Origin of the sequence: Streptomyces sp. NPDC047043 (genome assembly GCF_040644055.1) — a bacterium.
Lineage (GTDB): Bacteria > Actinomycetota > Actinomycetes > Streptomycetales > Streptomycetaceae > Streptomyces.
Genome location: NZ_JBEYVO010000062.1, coordinates 1 through 16,654, shown reverse-complemented (window position 1 = coordinate 16,654; position 16,654 = coordinate 1). Strand labels below are relative to the sequence as shown.

Genomic DNA, 16,654 nt, shown 5'->3' with positions numbered 1-16,654 from the left:
AAGGCCCCCGCAGCCCCATCGAATACGGAGGACTGCCCAGGTGGCAGTAGCGTTCCGTACATGAGACTCGGTGTCCTCGACGTGGGATCGAACACGGTGCATCTGCTGGTGGTGGATGCGCACCCGGGCGCGCGCCCGCTGCCCGCGCACTCGCACAAGGCTGAGCTGCGCCTTGCCCAACTCCTCGACGAGTCGGGGGCGATCGACTCCGAAGGGGTCGACAAACTGATCGGCGTCGTCCACGAGTGCCTGCAGGCAGCCGAGGACAAGGGGGTCGAGGACGTCCTCCCCTTCGCGACCTCCGCCGTGCGCGAGGCCAGCAACGCCGACGACGTCCTCGCGCGCGTGCAGACCGAGACCGGCGTCGAGCTGCAGGTCCTCACCGGCGAGGAGGAGGCCCGGCTCACCTTCCTCGCCGCCCGCCGCTGGTTCGGCTGGTCCGCGGGCAAGCTGCTCGTCCTCGACATCGGCGGCGGCTCCCTGGAGATCGCCTACGGCATCGACGAGGAACCGGACGCCGCGGTCTCCCTCCCGCTCGGCGCCGGCCGCCTCACCAACGGCTGGCTCCCCGGCGACCCGCCCGACCCGGAGTCCATAAGGGCCCTGCGCCGCCACGTACGCGCCCAGATCGCCCGCACAGTGGGTGAGTTCACCCGCTTCGGCGCCCCGGATCACGTCGTGGCCACGTCCAAGACCTTCAAGCAACTGGCGCGCATCGCGGGCGCGGCCCGCTCCACGGAGGGCCTGTACGTCCAGCGAGAACTCAAGCGCGAGTCCCTGGAGGCGTGGGTCCCGCAGCTGGCGGGAATGTCGACGGCCCAGCGGTCCGAACTTCCGGGCGTTTCGGAGGGCCGCGCGGGACAGCTCCTCGCGGGCGCCCTGGTGGCCGAGGGCGCGATGGACCTGTTCGGCGTGGAGAGTCTGGAGGTCTGCCCCTGGGCACTGCGGGAGGGCGTAATCCTGCGCAGACTTGACCACATGGGTTCGCTGTAGGAGACGTAAGGGGCGCGGGAACTGCGCGACAAGCCACAATTCACCCGCACCCGCCCGTGGCGAATCCCACAACGGCGAATAGGCGCGCGGCCCGCACCCCACGGCACCCCGTAACCTGTCGGCATGGCGGAGCCAGTCGTACGCATCCCGGATGCGAAGGTCGCGCTGTCCACGGCCTCGGTGTACCCGGAGTCCACGGCGACGGCCTTCGAGATCGCCGCGCGCCTCGGGTACGACGGAGTCGAGGTCATGGTGTGGACCGACCCGGTCAGCCAGGACATCGAGGCACTGCGCAGACTCAGCGACTACCACCGCATCCCGATCCTCGCCGTGCACGCCCCCTGCCTGCTCATCACGCAGCGCGTGTGGTCCACCGACCCGTGGGTCAAGCTCCAGCGCGCCCAGGCGGCCGCCGAGAAGCTCGGCGCGACGACGGTCGTCGTCCACCCGCCGTTCCGCTGGCAGCGCCAGTACGCCCGTGACTTCGTCGCCGGGATCTGGCGTATGGCGAACGAGACGGACGTGCGGTTCGCCGTCGAGAACATGTACCCCTGGCGCTACCGCGACCGCGAGATGCTCGCGTACGCCCCCGACTGGGACGTGACGAAGGAGGACTACCGCCACTTCACGATCGACCTCAGTCACAGCGCGACCGCCCGCTCCGACGCCATGCACATGATCGACCGCATGGGCGACCGCCTCGGCCACGTCCACCTCGCCGACGGCAGGGGCTCGGCGAAGGACGAGCACCTCGTGCCGGGGCGCGGCACCCAGCCCTGCGCCGAGCTGCTGGAACGCCTCGCCCTGACCGGCTTCGACGGCCATGTCGTCATCGAGGTCAACACCAGGCGCGCCATGTCCGGCGCCGAACGCGAGGCCGACCTGGCGGAGGCGCTGGCCTTCACCCGGCTGCATCTCGCCTCGGCGGTGAAGGTGCCCAGGCCGTGACCGAGGCCGCCTCCTCCAGACGCCGGGGCCGACGAACCCGTACGGAATCGGCCGACACCCGCGACCGGATCCTGACCGTGGCCCGCGAGGAGTTCTCCGAACGCGGCTACGAGAAGACGTCCGTACGGGGCATCGCCAAGGCGGCCGGCGTGGACTCGGCGCTGGTGCACCACTACTTCGGCACCAAGGAGCAGGTCTTCGAGGCGGCGATCGAGGTCGCCTTCGCGCCCGCGCTGAACGCGCCGGAGGCGGTGGCCGAGGGCCCGTCGGCCGAGGTCGGCGAGCGCCTCACCCGCTTCATCTTCGGCATCTGGGAGAACCCCACCACCCGTACGCCCCTGCTGGCGATCGTGCGCTCCGCCGTCAACAACGAGGCCGCGGCCGCCGTCTTCCGCCGGCTGATCGCCTCCCAGCTGCTGCGCCGCATCGCCTCCCAGCTGGACCTGCCGGACGCGGAACTGCGCGCCGAGCTGGCGGCCGCGCAGCTCGTGGGGTGCGCGATGCTGCGATACGTGATCAAGGTGGAGCCGCTGGTTTCCGCGGACGTGGAGCAGATCATCGCGCGGGTGGCGCCGGTGGTGCAGCGGCATCTGACCGGGCCCTGACCGCCGTATCCCCGCCGTGTCCCCGAGACGGGCATTCCGCAATACGGACACCCTGTCCCGACCCCTGGATGACCGGCGTACGCTCGTTAGCAGTCAGAAGTCTCTTACGACCGTCTCTGAAGTCTCTGACGAACGTCTCTGAAGGAGCGAGCGACGATGCCCGAGCTGAGGTCCCGCACAGTCACCCACGGCCGCAACATGGCGGGCGCCCGCGCCCTTATGCGCGCCTCCGGTGTACCCGGCGCGGACATCGGCCGCAAGCCGATCATCGCGGTCGCCAACTCCTTCACGGAGTTCGTGCCGGGCCACACCCATCTGCAGCCGGTCGGCCGGATCGTCAGCGAGGCGATCGTCGAGGCGGGCGGCATCCCGCGCGAGTTCAACACGATCGCCGTCGACGACGGCATCGCGATGGGCCACGGCGGAATGCTCTACTCCCTGCCCTCCCGCGACCTGATCGCGGACTCGGTGGAGTACATGGTCGAGGCGCACTGCGCCGACGCCCTGGTCTGCATCTCCAACTGCGACAAGATCACGCCTGGCATGCTGAACGCGGCCCTGCGCCTGAACATCCCGACCGTCTTCGTCTCCGGCGGCCCGATGGAGGCCGGCCGCGCCACGCTGGTCGACGGCACGGTCCGTACGCTCGACCTGGTCGACGCGATCTCCGACGCCGTGAACGACAAGATCTCGGACGAGGACATCCTCCGTATCGAGGAGAACGCCTGTCCGACCTGCGGCAGCTGCTCCGGCATGTTCACGGCCAACTCGATGAACTGCCTGACCGAGGCCATCGGCCTCTCCCTGCCCGGCAACGGCTCGGTGCTGGCCACCCACACGGCCCGCAAGCAGCTGTACGTCGACGCGGCCCGCACGGTCATGGACATCACCCGCCGCTACTACGAGCAGGACGACGAGACCGTCCTGCCGCGCTCGGTCGCGACCTTCTCGGCCTTCGAGAACGCGATGGCCCTCGACATCGCGATGGGCGGCTCCACCAACACGATCCTGCACCTGCTGGCGGCGGCCCAGGAGGCGGGCGTCCCCTTCGGCCTGGAGGAGATCAACGAGGTCTCGCGCCGCGTGCCGTGCCTGGCGAAGGTCGCCCCGAACGTCGCGAAGAGCCGCACGTACTACATGGAGGACGTGCACCGCGCCGGCGGCATCCCCGCCCTGCTCGGCGAGCTGCACCGCGCCGGCCTGCTGAACGAGAACGTCCACTCGGTCCACAGCCCGTCCCTGGCGGACTGGCTGAAGACGTGGGACGTGCGCGGCGGCTCCCCGTCGCCGGAGGCGGTCGAACTGTGGCACGCGGCCCCCGGCTGCGTCCGTTCCGCGGAGGCCTTCTCCCAGTCCGAGCGCTGGGAGGCGCTGGACGAGGACGCGGCGGAGGGCTGCATCCGCTCCGCCGAGCACGCGTACTCCAAGGACGGCGGCCTGGCGGTCCTCAAGGGCAACCTGGCGGTCGACGGCTGCGTGGTGAAGACGGCCGGCGTCGACGAGTCGATCTGGACCTTCGAGGGCCCGGCGGTCGTCTGCGAGTCCCAGGAGGAGGCCGTCGAGAAGATCCTCAACAAGCAGGTGACGGACGGCGACGTCGTCGTCATCCGCTACGAGGGTCCCAAGGGCGGCCCGGGCATGCAGGAGATGCTCTACCCGACGTCCTTCCTCAAGGGCCGCGGCCTCGGCAAGACCTGCGCACTGATCACGGACGGCCGCTTCTCCGGCGGCACCTCGGGCCTGTCCATCGGCCACGCGTCCCCGGAGGCCGCGTCCGGCGGCACGATCGCGCTCGTCGAGGACGGCGACCGCATCCGCATCGACATCCCGAACCGCACGATCGAACTGCTCGTGGACGAGGCCGAGTTGGCGCGACGCGAAGCTGCGCTGGGCGGCGTGTACGCCCCGAAGTCCCGCGAGCGCAAGGTCTCGGCGGCGCTGCGCGCATACGCGGCGATGGCGACGAGCGCGGACAAGGGCGCGGTGCGGGACGTTTCGAAGCTGGGCTGAGGCTTCACCGGCCGAGGCTCGGCCGAGGCTTCAAAGGGGCCGTCCCTTCGGGGCGGTCCCTTTTGCGTCACCGGGGCTCTTCGGTCACCGGGGCTCTTCGGGTGTCACCAGGCCGACGGCTTGTGGGCGTTTACGGCGAAGACGGTGCCGTCGGGGGCGGTGGCGAAGACGCGGGACTCGGCGATGACGGGCTCGGGCAGGCTGGCCGGCACCTGGCCCGAGTCGGTTCCGAGGCGTGCCGGAGTCTGCCCGGCGAGTGTCCCCTTGCCCGCGTCCACAGCGAGCAGGCGTCCGTCGGCGGCGCTGAAGTAGACGTGACGGCCATCGACGACCGGTGCCGAACCCCGGCTCACGGACGTCTCGATGTGCCACTGCTGCTTGCGTTTGCCCATGTCGACGGCTTCGAGGGAGCCTCCCGTGGCCAGCAGGTAGACGACGTCGCCGCGCACGGTGGCGCGAGCGCTCTGGCGCTTCACGGGCAGCGGCACCCTGAGCGCCGATCTGGATTCCGGTGTGTAGCGGACCACCGCGTGCGTGTCCCCGTACACGTTGTCGACGGAGAGGAAGAACACGGATCCGCCGGAGGCGCCGAAGGGCTTGAGGGAGCCGCTCAGCAGGGTGTCCCACCGCACGTCACCCGTGACCGGATCCACGGCGGTGACGCGCGTTTTCGACCCGTCGTAGGAGACGCTCGTCATGTACGCCAGCCGGTCGCCCGCGAAGGAGACGAAGGACGACGTGCGGTAGCTCCCCGGTATCGTCCGGGTCCACTTGGCGTCGCCGGTCGCGCTGTCCACGCCGCTGACCGTGCCGTCCGCGTGGGTCAGCAGGAGCATGCCGCCGACTTGCTTCACGAGGTTGTAGGCGGTCACGTTCCGCTCCCAGCGCGCCTTGCCCGAAGCCGGGTCCAGTGCCTCCAGCCGGCGACCGTGGTCGGCCAGGGGCAGTACGAGCCCCCCTGAGAGGACCGGCGGAACACTCCAACGCGTCGTGTCCGCACGATGCCGCCACATCAGGCTGCCGTCGGACGGGTCGACGGCGAAGACCACCCCGGGCCGGACGCAGAACAGCTTCCCCACGCCGTACGAGCACCGGGGCGGGCCCTCGCCGGCGGACACCGGCGTTGTCGCCCACGTACGAACTGCCGCAGAACTGGTGGCGTGTGGTGTGGCCCCCTTCGCGGGGGAGGTCTCCTGGCCGAGCAGTTGAACCGATGCGAACACACCGCCCGTGACCAGGACGAGCGCACCGGCGACGAGCAGCGCCTTCTTGCGCTGGCGACCCTTGGCCGACGGCTGCGACGGCGAAGCCTTGACGCGGGGCTCCGGAGGCGGCGGATCACCCACCGTGCGCTGTGCCGGTATGAACGCCTGTGTGTCGTACGAGGCGGACACCGACCGCAGTTCCCGCATGAGTTCGTCGGGCGTGGGACGGTCCTCGGGCTCCTTGGCGAGGCAGCGCAGCACCAGCGGCGCCAGATCCTCCGGAACGCCGGTCAGATCCGGCTCGTCGTGTACGACCTGGTAGGCGACCACGTAGGGGCTGTCGGAGTCGAACGGACCGCGCCCGGTCGACGCGTGCACCAGGACGGACCCGAGCGCGAACACGTCGGCGGCGGGCCCCACCTCCCGCGGCCGCCGGAACTGCTCCGGCGCCATGAAGGGAGGGGTACCGATCAACTTGCCGGTCTCCGTGCGCAGTTCGCTGTCCTTTGGCCGAGAAATGCCGAAGTCGATGACCTTCGGCCCGTCCTCGGCGAGCAGCACATTGCTCGGTTTCAGATCCCGGTGCACGACCCCGACACGATGGATGTCGCGGAGCGCCTCGGCCAGCCCCGCCATCAGACGGCGCAACTGCGCCGGAGGCATGGGGCCATTCCGCTTCACATGATCGGAAAGGGTCGGCCCAGGAATGAACAGCGTGGCCATCCATGGCCGTTCGGCCTCCGGATCGGCGTCGACGACGGATGCCGTGAAGGCACCGCTCACCCTGCGGGCAGCGGCCACCTCTTGCCGGAACCGCCCCCTGAACTCGGGGTCCTTGGCGAACTCGGCGTGTACGACCTTCACCGCGAGCTTCATCCCGGAGGTGCTCCGCGCCAGGTGCACGACACCCATGCCGCCCGAGCCGAGGCACGACTCCAGGCGGTAGTGACCGGCGTACTCGGGAAGTTCCGCTTCCGCGCCCGCTCCGGTGTTGTGCTGTGGCGCCATGGGACCACCCCCGTGCTGTTCATCCGCGCGCGCGACGCACGGAGCCTAGTCGATGATTCGTACGAGACGGAGGCGGCTTGCTAGCGTTCGCGAGCGAGTTGCGTACATGTGTTTCATGGCGTGTTTTAGGGGAATGAACGGGACCCCATGGCATTCATGGGGCTCAACGGGGGAGGTTTTTCATGTCTGTTGACCACGTCGAAGAAGCCGAGAGCGGCGAGGGGGAGGCCGTCACGGCGGTCGCCGCCGTCACGGCAGCCGTGCACTACTACCCGGTCGCACCGGGCGTCCGCCTCAATGTCCGCAGCGGCCCGGGAACCCAGTACGGCATCGTCCGGGTCCTTCCCGAGGGCGCGAAGGTCCCGATCTACTGCCAGACGCCCGGCACGACGGTGACGGGTCCGTACGGCACGTCGAACATCTGGGACAACATCGACGACGGCGAGTTCGTCTCCGACGCCTATGTGCTCACCGGCAGTGACGGCTACGTGGCCTCCCGCTGCGGCTGACCAACTCTCCGAAGGACCCTGATGACTTCCGGAAGACGTAGATCCGTCCTGCTCGGGGGCGCCGCCGGCGCCCTGCTCATGGTGATTGGCTCGGCAGCCACCGCGAGCGCGGCCACCGTGAAGACCTACCCGATCGCACCCGGAGTCCGGGTGAACGTCCGCAGTGGACCCGGCACGAACTACACCATCGTGCGTGTCCTGCCCGAAGGCTCGAGCGTCCCGATCTTCTGCCAGACGCCCGGTACGACGGTCTCGGGCTACTACGGCACGTCGAACATCTGGGACAACATCGACAGCGGTGAATACATCTCGGACACCTACGTCAAAACCGGCAGCGACGGCTACATAGCCTCCCGCTGCGGCTGAACCCGCAGTGAGCCCGCGGCAACCCCGGAGCCATAATCGTCCCGTGAGCGACGAAACCGGCACCCAGGACACCGCGGGCTCCACGGCCCCCCGCCCAGAACCCCTCCGCTTCTTCGGCACCACCTGGGTGAACCACGACAACGGCTACACCCCCCGCCGCATCGGAGTAGCCGTCGGCTCCCTCGCCGCCGCAGGCGCCTCCTGCCTCGTCCTCCGCTTCGCCTACGACGGCGTCCAGCTCGCCGACACGGGCGCCTTCGTCACCGCCCTGATCGTCGTCATGTTCGCGGTCTGCAGCGCGCTGGCCTTCCGCCACACCTGGGACTCCTTCGCCAAGCGCCCCGACCCCGACCGCCAGGCCTCCCTCCGCGGCCTCCTGGCCATCGGCTTCGTCGGCTCCCTCCTCGCCTATTTCTTCCGCTCCCTCACCGAGGCTCCCGGCGAGAAACTCCACCGCGAGGAGTACGAGGCGGCCCTGAAGCAACACGAGAAGCGCATGTCCCGCCGCACAGGCAACCCGCAGCGGAAGAAGCGCCGCCGCTCCTAGCCGACGGGCCCCGGTGGCAGCCTCAGTCGCCTCTCACCAAAAACTCACTGCTCCCTGCACACATCGGGGCCACCATGGCCGTATGACGGCTTCCTCCCACACCACCCGCGCGCACTCCTTCAACGCCGCCGCAGCCCAGTACGCCGCCAACCGCCCGTCCTACCCGCCCGCACTCTTCGACGCCATCGAAGACCTGGCCGGCCGCTCCCTGACGGGCGCCCGCGTCGCGGACATCGGCGCCGGCACCGGCATCGCGACCGCTCTTCTGCACGCCCGCGGTGCCGACGTCGTCGCCGTGGAACCGGGGGAGGGCATGGCGGCACAGTTCCGCCGCAGCCTCCCCGACGTCCCGATCGTCCGCGGCAGCGGCAACGCCCTCCCGCTAGCCACCGCCTCCGCCGACTTCCTCACCTACGCCCAGGCCTGGCACTGGACCGCCCCGTCCCACTCGGTGCCGGAGGCCCTGCGCGTGCTGCGGCCGGGCGGGGCGCTCGCGCTGTGGTGGAACACGAGCGCCCTGGACGTCCCGTGGATCGACGAGCAGACGGTCCGGATCGGGCGTCACTTCGGCGGCGACGGGATCGTGGACAGAAACGGCAGCGGTGTCCGCTCCGCCCTCGCCGACCCCACCGGCCGCCTGCACTTCGAGCACCGCAGGGTCCGCTGGAGCCGCCAGGTCCCCGTCGACCGACACCTGGCCAACATCGGCAGCCACTCGATCTTCCTCGTCCACGGCGAGGACAACGCCCGCGCCTTCCTCGCCGCGGAGCGGGACCACCTGCTCGCCGTCTTCCCGGACGGGGTCGTCGAGGAGACCTACGTCGTCGAACTGCTCGTGGCCATCGGCTCATGACCCCGCGCGGCGGCCCACCCCTCCAGGGCCGCCGCACACGCATGGTCCACATGCCGCAACCCGCCCAACTCCAGCCGCACCGCCCGGTCGTGCGGCAACGCCTCCAGCGCCTCCAGCAGCTTCGGCAGCCGCAGGAAGGTCGCATGCCCCAGCACCCGTACGACGACCCCCGCGTCCCCCTGGTCCTCGGTCTCCACATGCACATGGCTGACGTCCCACGCGGTCTTGCCCACGGCCAGCGCCAGCCCCACCAACACCCCTTCCAGCAGATTCCCGACGACGATCGCTCCCGCCGTCACCACCAGCACGACCACCTCGCCCCGGTGCCCGCGCCACAGTGCCCGCACCTCCCGCACCGGCACGAGCTTGCACCCGGCGTACACCAGCAGCCCGGCCAGCGCCGCCACCGGAATCACCCCGAGCACCCCGGGCACGACGGCCGTGAACAGCAGCAGCCACGCCCCGTGCAGCACTCGCGAGGCCTTGGTCCGCGCCCCCGCCTGTACGTTCGCCGCGCTGCGCACGATCACCGCGGTCATCGGCAAGGCACCCAGCACCCCGCACACCGCGTTCCCCGCGCCCTGCGCCATCAGCTCCCGGTTGTAGTCCGTCCGCGGCCCGCGGTGCAGCCGGTCCACCGCAGCCGCGCTGAACAACGACTCCGCCGACGCGATCAGCGCGAACGCCACAACGGTCCCGATCACCCCCACTTCCGTAAGCCGCCCGAAGTCCGCCGACTCCGGCACCCGCACCGCATCGACGAGCCCGCGCACCTCGACCCGTCGCACCCCCAGGTCGAACACCCCGGTCACCGCCGACACCACCGCCACCGCCACCAACGGCGCAGGCACCACCCGCGCACCCCTGCGCCAACGCGGCCACAGCAGCAATACGGCAATGGTGGCACCCGCCACTGACAACGCCACGGGATCGACCAGCGCCGGCAGCGACACCAGCCCGGCGATCTTCCCGAGCCCGCTCGCGGGCGCCGCCGCGTCCCCCAGCGCGTACACCTGCCCGGCGACCAGCACCAACCCGATGCCGGCGAGCATCCCCTGCACCACAGCCGCCGACACGGCCCGGAACCACCGCCCCAAGCGCAGCGCCCCGAGCCCCAGCTGCACCAGCCCGGCGCCGAGAACCAGCACGCCGAGCACCTCGACGCCGTACGAGTCGACGGCCTCGTACACGAGCACAGTGAGCCCGGCCGCCGGCCCGCTCACCTGCAGGCTGCTGCCGGGCAGCGCCCCGGCGACCAGCCCGCCGACGATCCCGGTGACCAGCCCCAGTTCGGCGGGCACACCAGAGGCGATGGCCACGCCCACGCACAACGGGAGCGCGACGAGAAACACGACGAGAGAAGCGAACAGATCGGCCTTGCGTACGCCACAGCGCATGCGCATGACGGGAGCACCTCCGGTGATCGAGCGGGAGATGCGTGGGCGCCGAACCGGGGGAGGGCACGGCGAACTTCCGTGCGCGGCATATGACCTCGCACTGAAATCCATTGTCGGTCAGGGGAGTTGATCGCGCACCGGCCACATGTGTCCGCCCGGTGAACCCGGAAGCGTACGAACCGGACCCTCTCGCTCCGTTCACACCCACGCGCGCCTGCGCCCCCGTACGCCCCGCCTGCATCCCGTCTGACGTTCCGCGCTTGACACGGCCCGCTCCGGAGGAGGAATGTTCATCGCATGATGAATAAAGACCGCAACGTCGCCGATCCGCCGGACCCGGAAGGCGCCCGCACCGCCGCCCCCGCCGTCCGGGCCGAGGGCCTGACCGTCGTCCGCGGCCCCCGCACCGTCCTGCGCGGCCTCGACTTCACCGTCCCCCGCGGCCAGATCACCGGCCTGCTCGGCCCGTCCGGCTGCGGCAAGTCGACCCTCATGCGCTCGATCGTCGGCACCCAGGCCAAGGTCACCGGCACCCTGGACGTGCTCGGCCACCCCGCCGGCCACCCCGCCCTCCGCACCCGCATCGGCTACGTCACCCAGGCCCCCTCCGTCTACGACGACTTGACGATCCGTCAGAACCTCGACTACTTCACCGCGATCCTCGCCCCGGGCCGCGCGGCCGCCGACCGCCACCAGGACGTCGACCGCGTCCTCACCGACGTGGACCTCACCAGCCACGCCGACGCGCTCGCCGGCAACCTCTCCGGCGGCCAGCGCAGCCGCGTCTCCCTCGCGGTCGCCCTCCTCGGCACCCCGGAACTCCTCGTCCTCGACGAACCCACCGTCGGCCTGGACCCGGTTCTCCGCCGCGACCTCTGGAACCTCTTCCACGACATCGCAACCACCCGCGGCGCCACCCTCCTCATCTCCTCCCACGTCATGGACGAGGCCGAGCGCTGCCACCGCCTGCTCCTGATGCGCGAGGGCGAGATCCTCGCCGACGACACCCCCGACGCCCTGCGCACCCGCACCGGCTCGGAGACGGTCGAGGCGGCCTTCCTGCACCTCGTCGACGAGGCGACGGCCGCCGCCCGCGAAAAGGAGACGACCCGATGACCACCACGACGTCCGGTACGACGATGACGCCCGCGCCCACCAGCGCCCTGAACGCCTCCCGCACCACCGCCACCGCGGCCCGGGTCCTGCGCCAGCTCCGCCACGACCCGCGCACCATCGCGCTGATGCTCGTCATCCCCTGCGTGATGCTGTTCCTGCTGCGCTACGTCTTCGACGGCAGCCCGCGCACCTTCGACAACATCGGCGCGTCACTCCTCGGCATCTTCCCCCTCATCACGATGTTCCTGGTCACGTCCATCGCCACCCTGCGCGAACGCACCTCCGGCACCCTCGAACGCCTCCTCGCCATGCCGCTGGGCAAGGGCGACCTGATCGCGGGCTACGCCCTGGCATTCGGCTTCATCGCGATCATCCAGTCCGCCCTCGCCACCGGCCTCGCGGTCTGGTTCCTGGGCCTGGACGTCACGGGCAGCCCCTGGCTCCTGCTCCTGGTGGCCCTGCTCGACGCACTCCTCGGTACCGCCCTCGGCCTCTTCGTCTCGGCCTTCGCGGCCTCCGAATTCCAGGCGGTCCAGTTCATGCCGGCGGTGATCTTCCCCCAACTCCTCCTCTGCGGCCTCTTTACCCCCCGCGACAACATGCACCCGGTCCTGGAAGCCATCTCCGACGTCCTCCCCATGTCCTACGCGGTGGACGGCATGAACGAGGTCCTCAAACACACGGACATGACAGCCACCTTCGTACGGGACGCCCTCATCGTGGCGGGCTGCGCCCTGCTGGTCCTGGGCTTGGGCGCGGCGACACTGAGGCGAAGGACGGCGTGATCTTCTCGGCGCCGGGCGAGCCTTTCGTCGCCGGTCCGTGCGGTTCAGCCCGTCAGGCGTTTGAGGACGAGGCCGTTCAGGCCGATCAGGCCGATCGGGGGTCCGGGGGGCGAACCCCCTGGCAGGGTCGAAGGGGCGGAGCCCCTGGGGACGGGACGGGTAGGGGCGGCGGGGCCGAGAAAATCCCGGCAGCCACCCGCACGCCAACGTCCCGCCCACCGGACAACCGAGCCGCACCCCCGCCCCCGGTGCAAGGATGAACCCGGACGACGCAACCACCGGAGGCACCCGCGCCATGACCCAGAAAGTCGCAGTCCTCGGCACCGGCAAGATCGGCGAAGCCCTGCTCAGCGGAATGATCCGCGGCGGCTGGGCCCCCGCCGACCTCCTGGTCACCGCCCGCCGCCAGGAACGAGCCGAAGAACTCCGCACCCGCTACGGAGTCACCCCGGTCACCAACCCGGAAGCCGCCAAGACCGCCGACACCCTGATCCTCACGGTCAAGCCACAGGACATGGGCACCCTCCTCGACGAACTCGGCCCCCACGTCCCCGCCGACCGCCTGGTCATCAGCGGAGCCGCCGGCATCACCACCGCCTCCATCGAGGACCGCCTCGCCACCGGCACCCCGGTCGTCCGCGTCATGACGAACACCCCCGCCCTCGTCGACGAGGCGATGTCCGTCATCTCCGCCGGCACCCACGCCACCGCCGACCACCTCGCACACACCGAGGAGATCTTCGGCGCTGTCGGCAAGACACTCCGCGTCCCCGAGTCCCAGCAGGACGCCTGCACCGCCCTCTCCGGCTCCGGCCCGGCCTACTTCTTCTACCTGGTCGAAGCCATGACGGACGCCGGCATCCTCCTCGGCCTGCCGCGCGACAAGGCCCACGACCTCATCGTCCAGTCCGCGATCGGCGCCGCGACGATGCTCCGCGACAGCGGCGAACACCCGGTCAAGCTCCGCGAGAACGTCACGTCCCCCGCGGGCACGACCATCAACGCCATCCGCGAACTCGAGAACCACGGCGTACGGGCCGCTCTCATCGCCGCTCTCGAAGCCGCCCGCGACCGCAGCCGCGAACTGGCCTCCGGCAACAAGAGCTGACCCTCCCACCGCCCGGGGGCGGTCACCCCGCCGCGTCCATCACCTCCTTCGAGGTCACCACACGCGCAAAGCCGCCCCCGTGCAGCGACACCGCCGACGCCTGCGCCACTTCGTCCGCACTGCGCCGCCAGCCGAACGGCCCCTCCAGGTCGAAGGTGTACGTCGCGTCGTACGCGACCACCACGTCGTACCCGAGATTCCCTCCCATACGAGCCGTCGTCTCCACGCACATGTTGGTCTGGATCCCGACCAGCACGAACTGCGATATGCCCTCCGCCGTCAGCCACGCAGCCAGGTCCGGTGTCCCGAGGAAGGCCGAGTTCACGGTCTTCGTGACGAACAGCTCGGCACCGGCCCCCTTCCCCCTCCTCTCCTGCACGTACTCCTTGAAGTCGTTCCCCTCGTACCCCGGCCGCAGCGGCGACCGAGGCTTCGGCGAGTCATGCCGTACGAAGACGACCGGCCGCCCCGCCGACTGCCAGACGTCGATGAGCGCCGCGATGTTGTCATCGGCTCCCGGGTTGTTCCGAGGCCCCCAGAAGCCGGCCTCCTCGAAGCCCTTCTGCACGTCCATGACCACCAGTGCTGCGTTCTCCGCGATCTCCATGCCCACGATCCTCCCGCCGGCAGCACGCCCGCCCCAGAGGGTGAAAAGACAGCGATCGATGGTTTACTGCCAGCCATGGAGAACGCCGCACAGGTCGCCGAGAACACCTACCGCGTCGCCCTCGTCGCCTTCCCCGGTATCCGAGCCTTCGACGTCTCCGTCATCACCGAGGTCTGGGGCACCGACCGCACCGACCGCGGAGCCCCCGCCTTCGACCTCCGCCGCGTCGCCACCGACACCACCCCCATCCCGATGCGCGGAGGCATGGCCCTCCTTCCCGACCGCACCCTTGCCTGGCTGTCGCGCGCGGACCTGATCGTGATCCCCGGCCTCGACGACCACCTCACACCCGCACCCACCCCCGTCCTCGACGCCCTCCGCCGCGCCCACGCCCGCGGCACCACCATCGCCGGCCTCTGCGGCGGCGCTTTCACCCTCGCCCAGGCCGGACTCCTCGACGACCGCCGCGCCATCACCCACTGGAACCTCGTCGAGCTCTTCCGCACACACCACCCCCAAGTCACCGTCGTCCCCGACGCCCTCTTCATCAAGGACGACAACATCTGGACCGCGGCAGGCACCGCAGCCGGCATCGACCTCTGCATCCACCTCGTCCGCCAGGCCCACGGCGCCGAGGCGGCCGCCACCATCGCCCGCTCGATGGTCACCGCCCCATTCCGCACCGGAACCCAGGCACAGTTCATCGAGCACCCGACTCCGCGAGCGGACCGCGACGCCGACACCCTCGCTGCCGTACGCGAACACGCCCTGCGCCACCTGCACGAACCACTCACGGTCGCCGACCTCGCCGCCCGCGCAGGCATGTCCCCGCGCAGCTTCGCCCGCCACTTCACAGCAGAGACCGGCACACCACCGCTCCGCTGGCTCCTCGACCAGCGCATCGCCGCAGCCCAGAAACTCCTCGAGCGAACCGACCTGCCCATGCCCGAAGTAGCCCGCCGCGTCGGCTTCGGCAGCGAGGTCACGATGCGCCAGCACTTCGCAACGCGCCTCGCCACCAGCCCACGCGCCTACCGAGCGGCGTTCAGTACGAGCCCGCTATCCACCGGCGCCGCCGGCAGCAACCCGATCGCGCGATAAGCGGCATCCACGGTCGGCCGGGCCATCGCCCGAGCCCTCTCCGCACCATCCCGCAGCACCCCCTCCACATAGCCCGGATCCGCGCACAGCGCCCTGTGCCTCTCCTGTACGGGCCTGAGGAGCTCGACCACGGCCTCTGCGGTGTCCTTCTTCAAGGACCCGTACGACTCATATACACCGCTCAGCTCCTCGGGGTTCCCACCCGTGCACGCGGCGAGGATCTCCAGCAGATTGGCGAGGCCCGGCCGAGCTTCCCGGTCGTACACGACCTCCCGCCCGCTGTCGGTCACGGCCCGCAGGACCTTCTTCCGCACCACGTCCGGCTCGTCGAGCAGATAGACGATCCCCGGCCCGGCGTCGTCGCTCTTCCCCATCTTCGACGTCGGATCCTGCAGATTCATGACCCGAGCGGCCACCGCCGGAAGCGTCGCCCGAGGCACCACGAACGTGTGCCCGTAGCGCTGGTTGAACCGCACGGCCAGATCCCGCGTCAACTCCACGTGCTGCGCCTGGTCGTCCCCCACCGGCACCTCGTCGGCCCCGTACGCGAGGATGTCCGCCGCCATCAGCACCGGATACGTCAGCAGCGACAGCCGCACACTCCCGCCCCGCTCCCGCTCGCGCGCCGCCTTCTCCTTGTACTGGATCATCCGCCGCATCTCACCGTCGGTGGCCACGCACTCGAGCACGTACGACAGCCGCGCATGCTCATCGACATGACTCTGTACGAACACGGTGCACAGCTCCGGATCCAGCCCCACCGCCAGCAACAGCGTCGCCGCCTGCCGACTGAGCCTGCGCACCCGCGCCGGATCGTGATCCACGGTCAGCGCGTGCAGGTCGACGACGCAGAACAGCGCGTCCGCCCGGTGCTGGTCGACCGTGACCCACTGCCGCATGGCTCCGAGGTAGTTCCCGAGCGTCAGGTGCCCGGTCGGCTTGACCCCGCTGAAAACCCGTGTCATCTCCACTCCACCTCCTGGTCGGAGCCGCCGTCCCGGCCGGCCGCCCCTCAGGAGCTCTGGAGGGAGATACAAGAACGGCCGCCGAGGCGGCGGCCGTTGAGTGCATACGTGAACTCGGCCGCCGTCAGGCGGCCCACCACAGCTGGGTGCACGTACGCGTAGTCATGCGTCCCAGAGTACGCCTCACGGGTGCCGCTCGGAGGCGAGTTGACACGCCTCGGCCCGGTACGTAGTGTTCTCCGAGTTGTCCGACGTGAGCGCCGACTTCGGTCGGTCCCCGGACAGCCATTCCGCAAGTACCAACCACTACTCGACAGCCGGGTCGATCTGTCCGGCGTCGATTCATTGGCATGTGTATTTGCGAAATGAGGAATCCCCGTTCGAAAGGACGCGGCCCCGATTAGCTCGAGGGTTGGGAATCCGCTAAAGTCTCACTCGTCGGAACGGCCCAACGGCCGTGAGGACAAGCCCCGCTGACTGGGGGTCAGGCCGAAAGGATCTGATAGAGTCGGATCCGCCGGAAAGGGAAAC

Annotated in this window: 16 protein-coding genes; 12 read left to right on the top strand and 4 right to left on the bottom strand. The window is 70.2% G+C overall.

Translation table 11 applies throughout. The features are described from left to right. Positions 1–60 precede the first annotated feature (60 nt). The 4 genes from ABZ880_RS52410 to ilvD all read left to right on the top strand — a co-directional run bounded on the left by ABZ880_RS52410 (position 61) and on the right by ilvD (position 4,556). Complete coding sequence (locus tag ABZ880_RS52410) at positions 61–993, top strand: Ppx/GppA phosphatase family protein (protein ID WP_361278636.1); 933 nt, start codon at positions 61–63, stop codon at positions 991–993. Between the two features lie 123 nt (positions 994–1,116). After that, entirely contained in the window at positions 1,117–1,941 is an 825-nt protein-coding gene (locus tag ABZ880_RS52405; protein WP_361278634.1) for a sugar phosphate isomerase/epimerase, read from the top strand. Beyond that, on the top strand, positions 1,938–2,546 hold the full coding sequence (locus ABZ880_RS52400; protein WP_361278632.1) for a TetR family transcriptional regulator: 609 nt from the start codon (positions 1,938–1,940) through the stop codon (positions 2,544–2,546). The genes ABZ880_RS52405 and ABZ880_RS52400 overlap by 4 nt, the downstream gene beginning before the upstream one ends. Before the next feature lie 156 nt (positions 2,547–2,702). Beyond that, positions 2,703–4,556, top strand: coding sequence for a dihydroxy-acid dehydratase (gene ilvD, locus ABZ880_RS52395; protein WP_361278630.1), 1,854 nt, complete (start codon positions 2,703–2,705; stop codon positions 4,554–4,556). 104 nt (positions 4,557–4,660) lie between these two features. On the opposite strand, the gene ABZ880_RS52390 is transcribed toward ilvD, so the two are convergent. Then, complete coding sequence (locus ABZ880_RS52390) at positions 4,661–6,769, bottom strand: serine/threonine-protein kinase (protein WP_361278627.1); 2,109 nt, start codon at positions 6,767–6,769, stop codon at positions 4,661–4,663. Between the two features lie 182 nt (positions 6,770–6,951). On the opposite strand from ABZ880_RS52390, the gene ABZ880_RS52385 reads away from it, so the two are divergent. The 4 genes from ABZ880_RS52385 (at position 6,952) to ABZ880_RS52370 (ending at position 9,044) form a co-directional block, all read left to right on the top strand. After that, positions 6,952–7,278 carry an SH3 domain-containing protein gene (locus ABZ880_RS52385; RefSeq protein WP_361278624.1) on the top strand — a complete coding sequence of 109 codons (327 nt, stop codon included), beginning with the start codon at positions 6,952–6,954 and terminating at the stop codon, positions 7,276–7,278. A gap of 21 nt (positions 7,279–7,299) precedes the next feature. After that, a complete protein-coding gene (locus tag ABZ880_RS52380; protein ID WP_361278622.1) occupies positions 7,300–7,644 on the top strand; it encodes an SH3 domain-containing protein in 345 nt (114 codons plus the stop codon). Positions 7,645–7,687: 43 nt separating this feature from the next. Next, positions 7,688–8,191, top strand: coding sequence for an EamA/RhaT family transporter (locus tag ABZ880_RS52375; protein ID WP_361278619.1), 504 nt, complete (start codon positions 7,688–7,690; stop codon positions 8,189–8,191). An 82-nt stretch (positions 8,192–8,273) separates the two neighbouring features. Next, on the top strand, positions 8,274–9,044 hold the full coding sequence (locus ABZ880_RS52370) for a class I SAM-dependent methyltransferase (RefSeq protein ID WP_361278617.1): 771 nt from the start codon (positions 8,274–8,276) through the stop codon (positions 9,042–9,044). Here ABZ880_RS52370 and ABZ880_RS52365 read toward each other — a convergent pair. Next, positions 9,008–10,447, bottom strand: a complete 1,440-nt coding sequence (locus ABZ880_RS52365) for a SulP family inorganic anion transporter (RefSeq protein ID WP_361278615.1) — start codon at positions 10,445–10,447, stop codon at positions 9,008–9,010. The genes ABZ880_RS52370 and ABZ880_RS52365 overlap by 37 nt on opposite strands. A gap of 291 nt (positions 10,448–10,738) precedes the next feature. On the opposite strand from ABZ880_RS52365, the gene ABZ880_RS52360 reads away from it, so the two are divergent. The 3 genes from ABZ880_RS52360 (at position 10,739) to proC (ending at position 13,450) form a co-directional block, all read left to right on the top strand. After that, the gene (locus tag ABZ880_RS52360) at positions 10,739–11,557 is read left to right on the top strand and encodes an ABC transporter ATP-binding protein (protein WP_361278613.1); all 819 of its coding nucleotides are present in this window, start codon (positions 10,739–10,741) and stop codon (positions 11,555–11,557) included. Further along, positions 11,554–12,342, top strand: a complete 789-nt coding sequence (locus ABZ880_RS52355; RefSeq protein ID WP_361278611.1) for an ABC transporter permease — start codon at positions 11,554–11,556, stop codon at positions 12,340–12,342. Before ABZ880_RS52360 ends, ABZ880_RS52355 begins: the two co-directional genes overlap by 4 nt. Before the next feature lie 295 nt (positions 12,343–12,637). Next, the gene (gene proC, locus ABZ880_RS52350) at positions 12,638–13,450 is read left to right on the top strand and encodes a pyrroline-5-carboxylate reductase (RefSeq protein WP_361278609.1); all 813 of its coding nucleotides are present in this window, start codon (positions 12,638–12,640) and stop codon (positions 13,448–13,450) included. 22 nt (positions 13,451–13,472) lie between these two features. Here the strand turns inward: proC and ABZ880_RS52345 are convergent, their stop codons facing one another. Next, positions 13,473–14,057, bottom strand: a complete 585-nt coding sequence (locus tag ABZ880_RS52345) for a cysteine hydrolase family protein (protein ID WP_361278607.1) — start codon at positions 14,055–14,057, stop codon at positions 13,473–13,475. Positions 14,058–14,132: 75 nt separating this feature from the next. Between ABZ880_RS52345 and ABZ880_RS52340 the strand changes: the two genes are divergently transcribed. After that, on the top strand, positions 14,133–15,158 hold the full coding sequence (locus ABZ880_RS52340) for a helix-turn-helix domain-containing protein (protein WP_361278604.1): 1,026 nt from the start codon (positions 14,133–14,135) through the stop codon (positions 15,156–15,158). On the opposite strand, the gene trpS is transcribed toward ABZ880_RS52340, so the two are convergent. Continuing rightward, positions 15,089–16,123 carry a tryptophan--tRNA ligase gene (gene trpS, locus ABZ880_RS52335; RefSeq protein WP_361278602.1) on the bottom strand — a complete coding sequence of 345 codons (1,035 nt, stop codon included), beginning with the start codon at positions 16,121–16,123 and terminating at the stop codon, positions 15,089–15,091. The genes ABZ880_RS52340 and trpS overlap by 70 nt on opposite strands. Positions 16,124–16,654 lie beyond the last annotated feature (531 nt).

What these genes read in the sequence shown, in the direction of transcription:
- ABZ880_RS52355 (WP_361278611.1), top strand. Translation starts at nt 11,554, where the DNA reads ATGACCACCACGACGTCCGGTACGACGATGACGCCCGCGCCCACCAGC.
- ABZ880_RS52370 (WP_361278617.1), top strand. Translation starts at nt 8,274, where the DNA reads ATGACGGCTTCCTCCCACACCACCCGCGCGCACTCCTTCAACGCCGCC.
- ABZ880_RS52385 (WP_361278624.1), top strand. Translation starts at nt 6,952, where the DNA reads ATGTCTGTTGACCACGTCGAAGAAGCCGAGAGCGGCGAGGGGGAGGCC.
- trpS (WP_361278602.1), bottom strand. Translation starts at nt 16,123, where the DNA reads ATGACACGGGTTTTCAGCGGGGTCAAGCCGACCGGGCACCTGACGCTC.
- ABZ880_RS52365 (WP_361278615.1), bottom strand. Translation starts at nt 10,447, where the DNA reads ATGCGCATGCGCTGTGGCGTACGCAAGGCCGATCTGTTCGCTTCTCTC.
- ABZ880_RS52380 (WP_361278622.1), top strand. Translation starts at nt 7,300, where the DNA reads ATGACTTCCGGAAGACGTAGATCCGTCCTGCTCGGGGGCGCCGCCGGC.
- ABZ880_RS52390 (WP_361278627.1), bottom strand. Translation starts at nt 6,769, where the DNA reads ATGGCGCCACAGCACAACACCGGAGCGGGCGCGGAAGCGGAACTTCCC.
- ilvD (WP_361278630.1), top strand. Translation starts at nt 2,703, where the DNA reads ATGCCCGAGCTGAGGTCCCGCACAGTCACCCACGGCCGCAACATGGCG.
- proC (WP_361278609.1), top strand. Translation starts at nt 12,638, where the DNA reads ATGACCCAGAAAGTCGCAGTCCTCGGCACCGGCAAGATCGGCGAAGCC.
- ABZ880_RS52405 (WP_361278634.1), top strand. Translation starts at nt 1,117, where the DNA reads ATGGCGGAGCCAGTCGTACGCATCCCGGATGCGAAGGTCGCGCTGTCC.
- ABZ880_RS52340 (WP_361278604.1), top strand. Translation starts at nt 14,133, where the DNA reads ATGGAGAACGCCGCACAGGTCGCCGAGAACACCTACCGCGTCGCCCTC.
- ABZ880_RS52345 (WP_361278607.1), bottom strand. Translation starts at nt 14,057, where the DNA reads ATGGAGATCGCGGAGAACGCAGCACTGGTGGTCATGGACGTGCAGAAG.
- ABZ880_RS52410 (WP_361278636.1), top strand. Translation starts at nt 61, where the DNA reads ATGAGACTCGGTGTCCTCGACGTGGGATCGAACACGGTGCATCTGCTG.
- ABZ880_RS52360 (WP_361278613.1), top strand. Translation starts at nt 10,739, where the DNA reads ATGATGAATAAAGACCGCAACGTCGCCGATCCGCCGGACCCGGAAGGC.